The organism is Paenibacillus sp. GL_099_B (genome assembly GCF_057835695.1).
In genome coordinates this window covers 4,665,729-4,678,158 of sequence record NZ_CM174430.1, presented here as the reverse complement: position 1 = coordinate 4,678,158, position 12,430 = coordinate 4,665,729, and the positions used below count along the sequence as shown (strand labels likewise).

At 45.6% G+C, this 12,430-nt stretch carries 11 protein-coding genes and 1 pseudogene; 9 read left to right on the top strand and 3 right to left on the bottom strand.

Annotation, left to right across the window (positions count from 1 at the left end; genetic code table 11):
* Window positions 1-28 precede the first annotated feature (28 nt).
* The 6 genes from AC3ITG_RS21205 (at window position 29) to AC3ITG_RS21180 (ending at window position 4,266) form a co-directional block, all read left to right on the top strand.
* On the top strand, window positions 29-2,176 hold the full coding sequence (locus AC3ITG_RS21205; protein WP_489254509.1) for a phage tail protein: 2,148 nt from the start codon (window positions 29-31) through the stop codon (window positions 2,174-2,176).
* Between the two features lie 51 nt (window positions 2,177-2,227).
* Window positions 2,228-2,782: a stalk domain-containing protein gene (locus tag AC3ITG_RS21200; RefSeq protein ID WP_489251266.1), complete on the top strand. Its 555-nt coding sequence runs from the start codon at window positions 2,228-2,230 to the stop codon at window positions 2,780-2,782.
* A 66-nt stretch (window positions 2,783-2,848) separates the two neighbouring features.
* Window positions 2,849-3,031: a hypothetical protein gene (locus AC3ITG_RS21195; RefSeq protein ID WP_489251265.1), complete on the top strand. Its 183-nt coding sequence runs from the start codon at window positions 2,849-2,851 to the stop codon at window positions 3,029-3,031.
* A 3-nt stretch (window positions 3,032-3,034) separates the two neighbouring features.
* The gene (locus tag AC3ITG_RS21190; protein WP_489251264.1) at window positions 3,035-3,343 is read left to right on the top strand and encodes a BhlA/UviB family holin-like peptide; all 309 of its coding nucleotides are present in this window, start codon (window positions 3,035-3,037) and stop codon (window positions 3,341-3,343) included.
* 1 nt (window position 3,344) lies between these two features.
* Window positions 3,345-4,031 (top strand): N-acetylmuramoyl-L-alanine amidase, encoded by a 687-nt coding sequence (locus AC3ITG_RS21185; protein ID WP_489251263.1) that lies wholly within the window; start codon window positions 3,345-3,347, stop codon window positions 4,029-4,031.
* Between the two features lies 1 nt (window position 4,032).
* A complete protein-coding gene (locus AC3ITG_RS21180) occupies window positions 4,033-4,266 on the top strand; it encodes a hypothetical protein (RefSeq protein ID WP_489251262.1) in 234 nt (77 codons plus the stop codon).
* 89 nt (window positions 4,267-4,355) lie between these two features.
* Here AC3ITG_RS21180 and AC3ITG_RS21175 read toward each other — a convergent pair whose 3' ends face one another.
* Window positions 4,356-5,288, bottom strand: coding sequence for a hypothetical protein (locus tag AC3ITG_RS21175; protein WP_489251261.1), 933 nt, complete (start codon window positions 5,286-5,288; stop codon window positions 4,356-4,358).
* 74 nt (window positions 5,289-5,362) lie between these two features.
* Window positions 5,363-6,394, bottom strand: coding sequence for a tyrosine-type recombinase/integrase (locus AC3ITG_RS21170; protein ID WP_489251260.1), 1,032 nt, complete (start codon window positions 6,392-6,394; stop codon window positions 5,363-5,365).
* Window positions 6,395-6,535: 141 nt separating this feature from the next.
* On the opposite strand from AC3ITG_RS21170, the pseudogene AC3ITG_RS21165 reads away from it, so the two are divergent.
* Window positions 6,536-6,751 (top strand): annotated as a pseudogene (locus tag AC3ITG_RS21165) (sporulation initiation factor Spo0A C-terminal domain-containing protein); the annotation flags it as partial.
* A 498-nt stretch (window positions 6,752-7,249) separates the two neighbouring features.
* Here AC3ITG_RS21165 and AC3ITG_RS21160 read toward each other — a convergent pair.
* Window positions 7,250-8,056 (bottom strand): hypothetical protein, encoded by an 807-nt coding sequence (locus AC3ITG_RS21160; protein ID WP_489251259.1) that lies wholly within the window; start codon window positions 8,054-8,056, stop codon window positions 7,250-7,252.
* Window positions 8,057-8,250: 194 nt separating this feature from the next.
* On the opposite strand from AC3ITG_RS21160, the gene AC3ITG_RS21155 reads away from it, so the two are divergent.
* Both AC3ITG_RS21155 and AC3ITG_RS21150 read left to right on the top strand, forming a co-directional pair.
* Window positions 8,251-10,209 (top strand): ABC transporter substrate-binding protein, encoded by a 1,959-nt coding sequence (locus AC3ITG_RS21155; RefSeq protein WP_489251258.1) that lies wholly within the window; start codon window positions 8,251-8,253, stop codon window positions 10,207-10,209.
* Window positions 10,210-10,396: 187 nt separating this feature from the next.
* The gene (locus tag AC3ITG_RS21150; protein ID WP_489251257.1) at window positions 10,397-12,376 is read left to right on the top strand and encodes an AraC family transcriptional regulator; all 1,980 of its coding nucleotides are present in this window, start codon (window positions 10,397-10,399) and stop codon (window positions 12,374-12,376) included.
* Window positions 12,377-12,430: the final 54 nt, after the last annotated feature.

The window sequence follows — 12,430 nt, the reverse complement described above, 5'->3', positions numbered from 1 at the left end:
CCAGCACGTACAACATTACGGGAGGTGAATTGTAATCTTACGCATATACGATAAATCACGCAATCCCATCGGAGTCCTCCCGTCCGCATACGATGTCCAACGCCAGCGCCGTATTAACTCGGATTACACGCTGACGTTCAATATTCCGATGACGTCCGATGAATATCGCGAACTCATAACGCTAAAAGGTCACGTTCAAGACGAACGCGGCCAACTTTACGTTATCAACTCGCGCAGACGTAACCGCGAAGGTAAAACGCTAACCGCGCAAGTAACGTGTTCCCACGTAATGTTTAAGCTCGCGGACTATAAAATGCCGTACTCTTCGTATATTTCCGAGGCGTACGGCGTTCATATTTCGCGGCTTACCGATTCGATTAGCGCAGCAACGGGCGGACGCTTTACGTTCTCAATCGACGATACGTTCGATCTATTCGACGTTAAGGACTGGGGCCGTACGAACGCACTCGAAGCGCTGAACGCGGTAATATCGATGTACGTTGCGGAAGTCGATCCGGATAATTTCGTCATCCACTTACGTAAGAAAATCGGCGGCGATTTCGGGCATCAGTACCGCATTAATAAAAACATCGTATCATCCTCGTATGGTGACGACGGTAGCGCACTTGTCACACGCATGTACGCGCAGATGAAAGACGGCCGCACCTGGATCGGACGGCCTGCGACTATACTAAACGCAGATGAGCGCGCAAGGTTGGCGGCAATTCCGGGTGCGATCGTTAACGGCGTGCTGCAATCGAATTACCTCGTGTCGCAATATGCCGGCGCTTGGGCTACGTCGGACATCGCGTACTATGACGGAGAGATTATCGAGCAGAATATCACGGATGTTGCGGAGCTCATACGGAAGACGCGTAAAGCTCTCGCAGATAACGAGGTGCCGGCGCTAGAGCTTTCCGTAAGTGCTGCGGACATCCACAAGATTGACGCGTCCGAATCGACCGTTGCGCTCGGTGACGTCGTGTACTGTTACGATCCGGAAATGGGACTCGCGAATATTACGTCACGCGTAACGGAGCTAACTGAGTATCCGTTCGATCGTGATAAGCATACGCAGGCAACGGTCGCTAACGTAATGACGCGTGATTTCAGCGACATCGTTGCGGATCTCGACCGAGCCAAGCGGATTGTTAACGATATTATGAGCGCGGGGACAATTCGGACGGAGGTGTTTGAGAGCTTCGCGAAGGCTGCGGTCATTGACGTGAATAACTCGAAGACTGAGATCATTTACGATACACGCGGTATCACTCTTCAAGATAAAACGGACGCACGGAACCAAGTCATTATGACTTCGAATGGTCTCGTACTAACTACAGACGGTGGCACAACTGCTCGGACTGCAATCAATGCGCGCGGCGTACTTGCGGAATCAGTCGTCGGGCAGTTCGGTAGCTTCGTCTCTATGCTCATCGGTTCCGGTAATAACGTAACCCAAATCAACACGAACGGGATAGCAGCCGGACACGCAACGTACAGCCTGGCCCCATTCCGCGTTGATATGCAGGGTAATACGACGATGAACCGCTTGACCGCAAACTCTGCGAATATCTTCGAGTCGAACCTTAACGCGTCAACATGGAAAGACGGAGTGTTCTCCGGAAACATCACGGCTCAGGGCGAAATCACCGGAGGTACGTTAACGGGTGCGTTGATTCGAACGGCTACGGGCGGTCGGCGGATTGAATTGGATTCGCAAGGGCTCCGAAGTTATGACGCGTCCGGTACGAGCCGCATACGGATTAGTACGAGTTCGGATAACGGAATGGCGGCGTTATCTTTCTTCGGGACGGGCGGGGCGCTGGCTGGCGAGATCAATTCGTACCAAAACAGCGGGCAGCTTACGATATTTAGTAACGACGTGTTCATCGGGTCGAATAATACCGGGAATCCTATACGGTTGCAGGGTGCGCCAATTATCGCGGGGCCTGCGGAGTTTAGGAGTAGCGCTCAATTCAACGGAGCAGTGACAGGGTTACAAATCTCTATATCTGATGTTGTCGGACTACAGAATACTTTAAACTCGATGTGGACCGCTATTAACGGAAAGGCTTCGCTAGGGCACACACATACTGTATCTGTACCAAATCACAACCACGGCAACACGCAAAACCAAACATCTGGTGGCGGAACCTTCACAACCTCGTCCGCGTAATGTTAGTATAGGAAATATGAACCAATTACTAGATTCGCGGAGGGGTTATGCATGAAAAAAGTAGCATACATTGCCGGAGGTATATTGATTGGATTCGTTCTTTCGACATCCACCGGCGCATTTGCGGACAGCGTTAAGTCACTCGTCGGTAAGAAGGTCACCGGAGAATACACCGTAATTGTAGACGGACAGAAGCTCGCGGATAAGGGCGCGATTATCGACGGGAAAGCTAACGTACCTGTTCGCGGAATATCTGAGGCGATAGGAGCGGATATCAAAGTGAGCGGAAAAACTATTACAGTAACTACGTCGGACAATGCTGTAATGCAGTCCGAAAATACTGAGATTTCTTCTGAGAACAAATTTGCTGGTCAATCTAAAGCGAGTATAGAGTCATCACTTGAAATCTTACGGGAGAGAATTCTAGCACCTACACTAAAAGGGCGCGAAGAGATAGTCTCTGAGATAGATCGGTTAACCAGCGCGGGAGCAGAAGCTAGTGTTATCCAGTCACGCAAGGATCAGCTCGCGTTGTATGACGCAGACATAGCGCAAGCCAACGCAGACATCGCGCAAGCCGAAGCCGCACTCGCCGCGCTTAAATAAACGAATAAACTACGCAAGGGTCTCGCCAACATCGGCGGGGCCTTTTTGCGTTAAAGGGGAATCGCGATGAAATCACGCACGTTACTCGAATGTACGATAGACCTGGCGCAACCTGTTCCGGAATTGTCCGCAGTAATCTCCGCAATCCTCGCTTATCATCCGGACAGCCAGGCGGAAATACTCCGCGCAATCGATCACGAAATTGGCTCCGCGCTGGCGCAGATAGAGGCGGAAGAGGAGGTGGATTAGTCGATGGAGCAAGCGGTATTTAATAGCGCGATTAAGGAGGGCCTATTTGCGGTCCTTTTCGTCGTTGTCGGATTCCTGCTTTGGCGTCAGATGGCGCGGATTCAAGACGACGGTAAGGCGCGGGAGGACCGTATGTTAGTTGCGGCCAAAGAGCGCGAGGATCAGATGTATTCGGACGCGCTACGTAGGGAGGAACGTCTTATGCGGTTGGCCGAGGATTTAACGGGACGATTCGAAACGTTGGCGTCTCAGTACGAAGGGCTATCGCTGGATGTAACGGAAATCAAATCCGTAATGAAAGGGGAGCGCTAATATGAATTACCGCAAAGATTACATCCCGAAAGGCACCGCGAATAATAGACGGCCATCTCTCGCTATGAACGCGACGACTATTACGATACACAATACGGGAAACGAAAAAAGCTCAGCGGCTAACGAGCGCGCGTGGCTAACGAATCCGACTAATACGCGTACAGCGTCGTTCCACATCGTAGTTGATGAGCGCGAGGCCATCGAGTGTATTCCGCTGAACGAAAACGCATGGCATTCCGGAGATGGCAGCGGAGCAAGTTCTGGCAACCGTACGTCAATCGGTATCGAAATCTGCGAGTCCGGTAACTACGCTAAGACGCTAGATAACGCGGCTACTCTCGTTGCGTCGATGCTTAAGGAACGCGGATGGGGCGTGGATAGATTGCGCCGTCACTACGATTGGTCCGGTAAAATCTGTCCGCGCCTAATGTACGATGGCGGAACATGGGCCGGCTGGGGTCTGTTTAAAGCGGCGGTGCAAGCGAAATTGAACGAAAAGGTGGCGGATGTTGACGTGAAAAAGGACGTAATTGTTAGCGTAGTAGTCAACGGCAAGAAAGTGACGGAGGGCGTGCTTGACGGAGGAACTACGTATACACCTGCGCGTGCAGTAGCGGAAGCGTTAGGCGCGAAAGTAACGTGGGACTCGAAAACTAAAACGGTGACTATTACGAAGGAGGGCGTATAATATGTACGAAATTGGCGTAGTGGTTGCGGTGATTATTGCGGTGGGTGAGTTCGCTAAGTTGTACGTACCGGCGAAGGTCATTCCGCTGCTATCGATGGTGCTCGGGCTAGGCGCGGGGCTCTTTTACATTCCGGTGGATTCCGTGGCTGACGGGATTATGACGGGGATCATGACGGGACTGGCCGCGTGTAAGTTGTATGATATCGGGGCAAGGGCGATTAAGAAAACGGAATAATACGTAACAAATAGGCGTAAAGTCGACGAATGAAATGAGGCGCAGTTCTCGCGGATTAAGTTCCGTTGAGGGCTGCGCCTTTTCTGCGTTTATTCGAGGCTGTTTTGAGTACGTAGCTGTTCTTTTGCCAATTCAAGTTCCTTTAAGAGTGAGCTAGTTCTTTCATGAAGTGTGGGGAGATATCTATCAAATAAATCGGCGTACTTAGTAGAGAGATAAATGAAGGATTTATTATTAATAAACACTGTAGCTCGAATGTTTGAATTAATCCGTTTAGTCATACAAGCATGGTGAAGCACATAATTAAAAATTGATATCTCTTCTAATAAATTTATTAACATTGCTGGGTAAGCAGTAGTAACATTTCCGAATTCCTTTAAAGGAAGCTCTCCTCTAATCGTAGGAGTAAAGTAAGTTGCAAATGCAGCATTAAAAGAAGAGTGTAATGATTCCGACAAGAACTTTTGCTGTGTTTTTCTTTTTTCATTGTAAAAATTGAATTGATCTTCTGTTCCACTTGCATCTGTAAACATTTTATGTATCTTAGATTTGATTCGGTCATACTTAGCATTCTTATACCAAAACTCATTATTATCATACATCTCACTTATATTCCCATAAGCTTGTCGAAAATCAGTGTCAACTAAACATACATAAAAAGTATCAAAAGCCTCAGTCAATGGCCTGAACAAACACTTAAAAGCGTCAGGCAGACCAGCTCGAAGTATTTTCCTCAAGGCAATCAAAAGATTCGTTATCTTAGCTGATAGTATCAGGTAGGGGAGTTGATCTTGATCGGTTGGAGTAGTTGCCTCGAGTATTGAGCGCACCTCAATAGTTAGATTTAACCCTACATCAAAGAGCTCTAAATAATCATCGAATGAAAATTCGTTCATTGTAGTAAGTATTTCCTTTTCAGAACTTTCAAGTATCGCATCAAAGTCCCTTCTTATTTGTATTCCAGTAGAGTATTCGAAATTCCTATCCCCAGTAATTGACTCATTTAAAAGATTAGGGTTCATTAAGTAACCTCCTATAAATAAAATCTCCTCTCTATTATATTAGAAAGGAGAAGTTTGTATATATTGGGAGGTAATTATCTGAATATTCGTTTACCGCGCTTCTTCTCGTTACCTTTATCGATCAAGCTCGAAATTGGACTTGCCTTATCATGCTGTTCCCGTATGTCTGTTCCGGTGAACTTCGCGTATACCTGAGTCATATTAAGCGAAGTATGGCCTAAAATACGCGCCAAGGTCAACGCGTCGCCGCCTTCGCGCAAGAACTTAACCGCAAAATAATGCCGGAACGTATGCGGAGACACCCGCGGTCTAGTGACGCCGACGCGCTTTGCGTATAGCTTAAGCATTTTAGCGAAGGTGTCGCCATAGTAGCGTTCGCCGAACTGCGTGAGCCATAGAGGATCGTCCTCGCTTACGTCCATATACGAGATTAGGTTCTCAAGCTCACGGGCGGTCAGCGGAGAGATCGGAACCACGCGAGTCATATTCGTTTTTGACGTTTCAGCGCGGACTATGATTTGCCGCGTTTTAAAGTTAACGTCAGACACGCGTAGATTCGTCAGCTCTTTAATACGGAGACCAGTGTCACAGAGAAGAAGCATCATGCAGTAATCCCGTCGGCCCGTATACACTCTTCGATTAGGTGCACTGAGTAGCTTGACTACTTCGTCGTCCGTGAATATATCGAATGTATCTTTGGCCTCGGCTTGGTACTTAACTGCCTCCATCGGGTTGTACGTGATAACTCTTTCTTCTATTAAGTAATTGAAGAAGATGCGCATATTACGTATGACGTTGTTTATTGTCCGAGGCGATAGTCCTTTTGCACCGTTTGGACTCGTCGGATGATCGTCCCATCGAACCTTCCCGAATGTAAGATATTCGATGTACTCACGTAGTATCTCGGTGGTGATTTCGTCATACTCGCGCCCATTATACCATTTCTCAAATTGATGTAAGACCTGTGCGTACGCGCTAATCGTCTTTGCTGCGCGGCGCTCTCTGTGCTTAGTATCGAGAAATTGCGCAATGCGATCTCCTAACGCAAGCTTAAGCGGCTTACCCTCTTTTGATACAAACGTAAACTTCGGTGTTTTCTGCGCCATTTATCAGCGCCTCCTTTAGCGATAAATTCACGCTAAATGTTCCGATAAAGCTGCGAAATCTTTATCGCTATAGCGACAGACTATTTCGCGTATGTTCACGCTAAACTTTGCGTCACGTTGACCGTTTAAACTAGCGGATTTCTGTACCCAGCGATTGCCGAAAAGTTCAAAACAACGCCGTCTCGCGTCGAACGAGCCATTCGTCATGCTATTGAAGTGGCTTGGACACGTGGCAACATCGACAGCATCAGCCACCTGTTTGGTTATACGATCAACATCAGCAAGTCGAAACCGACGAACTCCGAGTTCATGGCGATGGTTGCTGACAAGTTTAGAATTGAGCATACGGTGTGCTGAAAGGATCAGCAAGAAAGTGGTACGATGTACCACTGACAAGATCCACATTATAGGTATATAAAGGATGAATGATATGAAGAGAACGACTTTTCTCTATGCATACAAAAACGAACTATACAATTCTCTGAGATATGTACATAAATCCCTTCAATAATCATTCTTAGTTACAGACAATTCACCGGACTGCAAAAAATTAGCTAATTTGTACATGGGACGTCCTGTGGAAGATCAGCTTATTCAAGCCACAGCTAATCTGCTCCGGAAGCTTTTTTGTTTTTCCAGAACTGTATGAAAATATTGATCAAATTTTGAGTGAGGCGACCCGGATTAAAAAAGTATGTAAATCGGTGAAGGGCAGCATTATTTGTGGGAATGAGGAGCTATATAACCATAACTGTGGGAGAGATTGATTATATGGGAAAAACCGTTATTTATCAGGGGAAAGTGACCTGTAAATAACGGTTTTTTATTGAGAATACATATCCTTTATGTAACTGGTTAAACCCGAATGTCGAGTGGAGCATAGGAAGGAGCAGGGGAAGCATTTGATTGCGTATCTTGAATTTTTCCTGGGTCTTTATCAATCTGCTCACCCTTGGAAATCTTCGATTTATTTTCAGCCTTATTTCCCTCAATGACTTCCTGATTTTCCTTTTCCGCAGAGGATGAAGGTGCAGGAGACGAAACAGATTCTTTTGGTTCAGGCTGATGTATCTCTTTCATCAGTTCTCCAATCTTCTGACCTACTTTGCTCATTTGGGAGCTGATGTCTTGCACGATTTCTCTTTTTTTCTGGAAAACGGTACGTTCAGCATTTTCAAGCATCATCGATTTGCCAGCATCATTTCCAGCATTAATCTCCAGAACCAGTCGGTCAAACTTGGTTTCACCTTCAATGGTCTGAATGGAGCTATTCAGGCGATCTCGCAACCCGACCAGTTTACCTAACTGATCATAAGTCTGACTGTGCTTTATTAGATGGTCCATGGATGGGGTTTGAGCTTCGTCATTGCGCTGAGGCTGTTGTTCTTTGGGTTGCTCAGGCTGTTTTAATTTGTTCTTTTCCTGCATTTCCTCGGCTTTGATCTGGGCGATCTGGGTGTCGATTTGCGTAATGGAACTTGTTAATGATTTGATTCGTGCTGCCTTGGTTTTGGTGTCCAATTCATCATTGGATTTTACTGCTTGTACTTCTTCATTAAGCCTAACCTTCTGCTGCATAAGTCCCTGAATTTCCTTATCTCTGCTGGAGACTTGGCTCCCGGGGGTGAAGCTGCTTTTGGAGGCAGGTGAAATTGAATTCATGGTCTTTTCCCCTTCTTCGTTATATCGTGGATATACTTACATATATCGGATGTTATGAGAAGCAAATGAAGATACGTTGGCTAATAAGTTCACTTTCACTTGTGTGTTGCTTACTTGCTGATAATAATTGATAATGGTTATCAATGAGTGAGGACTGTTTAGTCAATCTATTTAGACGGAGTTGGGTTAGTGAAATGTGGAATAATTATTACATACTCTGGAACTATGCTGCTGTGAGTATTGCGGATATACGTTATATGGAGTTAGGTCCATGTGAGGAGCTAACATATAAATTTCCTGCGAGCACGTTTGTGTTCACCATCCAGGGTAAAGCCTATGTGACCATAAACGACCAAAAGCATGAAGTGAGTCGTTTTTATGTTCTCCATGGTGGAAAGGGAAGTGTATTTCATATTGAGGCTGGACAATCTGGATTGAACCTGTTTTACCTTATGTACAAATCAAGCTTGCCAAGTGGAGGAAGAACCGATTTGGCTAACATGATGGAGCATATGAATCCATTTCAGCTAACCTATGGTTTTGCCCCCAAGTCACCAGTTGTGCTGTATGAGCAAGTAAAACAGATACACGCTTTATGGAATCAAAAGAACCCCATACATCATTTTCAGGCAAAAAGCCTGTTTTATCCTTTCGTAGAGCAAGTATCAGCACAGATTCCTCATGCTGCAACTCGCTATTCCATTACGAATCAAGTCAGCGAAGTCATCGAAATTGTGGAATCCTCTTATGCTGAGCCCCTAACGTTGCATGTTTTGGCAGAGAAGGTCGGCAGCAGTCCCAGAAGTTTATCCCGCAAGTTCAAACACGCAACGGGTTATAGTCCAATCGACTATCTGATTCAGTTTCGTTTGTTCAAGGCCAAGGAGATGCTGCTGCATACCGACGCTACATTGGATGAGATTGCAGCAGGCATTGGTTATCCGGACGGATATTATCTGGGACGTATGTTTAAAAAACATACAGGCGTTTCTCCGCTTCAGTTCAAGGAGAAAACATCTGAACCTCTAAAATGGCCTGATCTGACATCGGCCCTGGCGCGAAATGACATTTCCAGTGGCAGAGCCGGAAGGTATGTTTATAACGATGGTGATAATCATTATCAATATAAACACGGAGGGTCATTGTACATGAATAGACAGACAAGAACGGGAATGCTGCTTAGTATTTTATTAAGTCTCACTTTACTGCTGAGTGCCTGCTCGCCAGGGGCAACTAGTAATGCTGGGGGAGAAACAGCGGGAAGCAAAGGGACTTCGAGTGCCACCAGCACAGTAACGGCCGATAGCCAATCAAACAATTCGGAGCCTCGGATCATCTCGACGGTCAAGGGAGATATCACGGTCCCGGCTAAACCCAAGCGAATTGTGGTTGATTTATATTTGGGAAGCCTGATTGCTTTGGGAATCAAGCCAGTCGGTACACCGGAAATGAACCTGAAAAATCCCTATTTTATCAAATCACTTGAGGGCGTAGAGAATATTGGTGAATACGAAACCATTTCTCTTGAAAAGGTGTTGGAACTTCAACCAGACCTGATTGTCACAGGTGACCCTGATTTGTTTGATTCTTTTAGTAAAATTGCTCCTACTCTTGTTGTTCCTTATGGAGAGTTGAAAAACACCCATGAAGAGATCGCTTATTTCGGTAAAGCGTTGAACAAAGAAAAAGAGGCTGAGTCATGGTTGGCCGATTACGACGGACGAATTGCGGACGCCAAGAAGCGTGTAAGTGAAGCAATCGATGCAGATGCAGAAGTATCAGTTATGCAATTTTACGATAAAGCACCTTTAGCCTTTGGTGATAATTTTGGGCGTGGAGGTCAGGCTGTGTATAGTGCTCTCGGATTAAATCCTCCAGCAGACAAAAAAGAGATACTAATGAAAGATCAGCTTGTTGAAGTCTCGTCCGAATCCATACCCGAATTTGCCGGTGATTACATTATTCTTACGGCAGACAACCTGACTGTAGAGGAATTGAAGTCCAAGCCGGTATGGAGTTCGCTTGATGCCGTCAAGAATGACCATGTGTTTATTTGGAGTTCGGATCGTTCATGGTATTTTGACCCCATTGCAACGTTGGATCAGACCGAGGAATTGGCAGCTTGGTTCACGAAGACAGCAGATCAAAAGTAAATCTTTCGGATCATTAGTTGGTGAAATTGAATCCTGGTCAAAATACAGTTGATAATGAAAATTATTATCATCTATAATGAAGGAATAATAGTGAACCACTATAACGTTTCGGTTAGAGGATGGTTTGCAGAATAATGACCTGTACAAGGTCTATGTTCCTGGTGAGACTGGGATTGGAGAGTAATCGATGCAATTAAACGAACAGATGCAATGCTGGAATCACGCGGCTATTAAAATTCTGGATATACGTCGGATCGTCATGGAGGCAGGAGAGATACAGGAATCCTATTTGCTTCCGGCAAACGCTTTTATATACAGCATTCGGGGTGCAGCTCAATTTAAATTGGATGGAAAAACACATGAAGCACAGCGATTCTGTATTCTGCATGGTGGTAAAGGATCATCACTGGATATTCGGGTGAGCGAAAAGTTTGAATATTATTTGCTGTTCTACAGGGCATTCCTTGCGTTCCCAACTCATCGTAAAACATGGCGGTTGTCACAACCTCCTCAGGTTGCTCCGTTCTCTTTGCAATATGGATTTACGCCGAGTGATCCTCTTGCTTTATTGCGCTATTTTGGTGAACTGGAGAAAGCGTGGGATCAGGCGAGCAGACTGGACTTGCTGCAAGTAAAAAGTTTGTTCTACCAATTTATTCATGAGCTGTTGTTTCAATTGGCAGAGCAGGAGATCAGAACAGTGCTACCAGACCCTATTGAGCAAACACTTCGCTACATACAGGAACATTATAGGGAACAGGTGACTCTGGATTTTCTGGCTGAACAATTCAACTACAGCTCCCGTCATTTATCCATGCAATTTAAAAGAAAGACAGGACACAGTCCGATTGATTATCTCATTCAAACGAGACTGACCAAGGCCCGGAATCTGCTTGTGCGATCCGATGCAACCCTGCGCGAAATCGCGGCAGAAGTGGGATACACGGATGTGTATTATTTCAGCCGTATTTTCAAAAAACATGTGGGCCTGTCCCCCACACTCTATCAGCGGAAAATAAGAGACCAGACCCTTGCAGAGGATCGTCCATTACAATTCTCCGAATCGTCCATTGGCTGGAGATGGATGCGAGGATATATTGATTATGAGAATCATTATCAATATATAGACGGAGGGTCTACATCAATGAAAAGAAGAAAAACAAGCTCCAGCATGATTTTGGTTGCACTTTTAAGCATCACAATGCTTTTATCGGCATGCTCCGCTGGCTCTGCAACAACGACAGCTACGGGGGAAGGCACGAATACGAACTCATCTACGAGCACAGCCGCATCTTCATCATCAGATTCAGGTAGTCAAACGAACAACGAAAATGGAACGCGCACGGTCTCCACGGTTAAAGGTGATGTTGTTGTCCCGGCAAATCCTAAACGGGTTATTGTACTTTATCTTCAAGGAGATGTTGTAGCGCTTGGAATTAAGCCTATTGCGACGTCTGACGTATTTGATGGGGCTGCATATAAGAATGAGCTTGAAGGTGTAAATTCTCTGGGCACCTGGTTTGAACCAAACCCAGAAGCTGTCATTGATCTGGACCCGGATTTGATCATTGTTCCTTCGGAAGAGACCTACACGCTATTAAAAGATATTGCACCAACTGTTTATGTCCCATATGAGAAATTGACAACGGAAGAAAGACTTCATAGTATAGCTAGCATTTTCGGCAAGGAACAGGAAGCAGACGTTTTAATCGACAATCTTAACAGCAAAGTCGAAGAGAGCAAGAAAACACTTGCTGATGCAGGCATACTGGACAAAACGGCCTCCATCGTCGAGGGTGGGCTGAAAGAGATGGTCATTGTAGAAAGTAAGCAATACGGCAGAGGATCTCAGGCTATATACGAGTACTTGGAAATGAAAGCACCTGAAGCGGTCCAGAAAAAAATTGACGTCATTTCCGACGCGGCAGGTTCGACCTTGTCCATGGAAGTTCTTCCTGAGTATATGGGAGACTACGTGTTTCGTTCGGTATATGAAGGGGCAGATAACCTTAACGATAATCCAATCTGGAATAGCATACCCGCTATCAAAGAAGGCCGTCTAATCGAGATTGATTTTGATTTCTTCTACTACTCGGATATCTATTCCATCAACAAGCAAATCGATTTCGTTGTCGAGCATCTACTGGCAGCTCCCAAAGTTAAGTAATCAACAAATAAATAACGATGTAGTTTTGTATAAGAAATGTTTGAATTTTAGCCA

Coding starts and splice junctions, on each gene's coding strand:
- AC3ITG_RS21200 (WP_489251266.1), top strand. CDS start 2,228: ATGAAAAAAGTAGCATACATTGCCGGAGGTATATTGATTGGATTCGTT.
- AC3ITG_RS21155 (WP_489251258.1), top strand. CDS start 8,251: ATGTGGAATAATTATTACATACTCTGGAACTATGCTGCTGTGAGTATT.
- AC3ITG_RS21175 (WP_489251261.1), bottom strand. CDS start 5,288: ATGAACCCTAATCTTTTAAATGAGTCAATTACTGGGGATAGGAATTTC.
- AC3ITG_RS21185 (WP_489251263.1), top strand. CDS start 3,345: ATGAATTACCGCAAAGATTACATCCCGAAAGGCACCGCGAATAATAGA.
- AC3ITG_RS21170 (WP_489251260.1), bottom strand. CDS start 6,394: ATGGCGCAGAAAACACCGAAGTTTACGTTTGTATCAAAAGAGGGTAAG.
- AC3ITG_RS21150 (WP_489251257.1), top strand. CDS start 10,397: ATGCAATTAAACGAACAGATGCAATGCTGGAATCACGCGGCTATTAAA.
- AC3ITG_RS21195 (WP_489251265.1), top strand. CDS start 2,849: ATGAAATCACGCACGTTACTCGAATGTACGATAGACCTGGCGCAACCT.
- AC3ITG_RS21190 (WP_489251264.1), top strand. CDS start 3,035: ATGGAGCAAGCGGTATTTAATAGCGCGATTAAGGAGGGCCTATTTGCG.
- AC3ITG_RS21160 (WP_489251259.1), bottom strand. CDS start 8,056: ATGAATTCAATTTCACCTGCCTCCAAAAGCAGCTTCACCCCCGGGAGC.
- AC3ITG_RS21180 (WP_489251262.1), top strand. CDS start 4,033: ATGTACGAAATTGGCGTAGTGGTTGCGGTGATTATTGCGGTGGGTGAG.